Origin of the sequence: Candidatus Methanocrinis alkalitolerans (assembly GCF_029167205.1) — an archaeon.
GTDB classification, from domain to species: Archaea; Halobacteriota; Methanosarcinia; order Methanotrichales; family Methanotrichaceae; genus Methanocrinis; species Methanocrinis alkalitolerans.
This window is the reverse complement of the sequence record NZ_JARFPL010000093.1, coordinates 1-670: the sequence shown is the minus strand read 5'-3', so window position 1 is coordinate 670 and position 670 is coordinate 1. Positions and strand designations below refer to the sequence as shown.

Annotated in this window: 1 protein-coding gene; it reads right to left on the bottom strand. The window is 47.9% G+C overall.

Annotation, left to right across the window (positions count from 1 at the left end; all coding sequences use genetic code 11):
- Nucleotides 1-619: RNA-guided endonuclease InsQ/TnpB family protein (locus tag P0O24_RS12480; protein WP_316970075.1), on the bottom strand; the 619-nt coding region annotated here is incomplete at its 3' end.
- Between the last annotated feature and the right edge of the window lie 51 nt (nucleotides 620-670).

Sequence of the window (670 nt, the reverse complement as noted above, 5' to 3'; positions counted from 1 at the left end):
AGGGTAGGGCTTCCCACTTCATCGCCAAGACTTGCATCACAGAAACGTGATGTAGAGGTTTTGACTCTATGGGCGCTACGGGCTGTTCCATCCCTGTGGAGAGAATGTTTACTGCTGCATTGTAGTCGCGGTTGGATGAGAAACCACAATATGGGCATTCGTGGACTCTATCTGACAGTTCCTTTCTCACAATGCTGCCGCAGAAGGAACACCTCTGCGAAGTGTTGCGTGGGTCTACCACTATCAGCTTTCGACCAGCACTTTGAGCCTTGTACGAAAGCATGGACATGAACCTTGACCAGGAGGCATCGTGGATGTTTCTATGAATGCCTTTATTGTTGCCCTTTTCCTTCAAGCCCATGACATCCAGATCCTCAGCACAGATGATATCATATCTGTTGACATACATCCTGGAGAGCTTATGGAGGAAATCGGACCTCTGGTTATTGATCCGTTCATGGGCCTTGTTCAGCTTATCCACGAGTTTTCGGCGGTTATTGGAGCCTTTTTGAGCTCTGGAAAGCTTTCTCTGGATATTCTTGACCTTTGTAGCAGCCTTCTCTGCGAACCTCGGATTCTCCACCGAATTTCCATCGCTATCCACGACAAAGGATGCCAAGCCAACATCCAGACCTACAACGTTACCTGTTTCAGATAATTGCTTTGGTTC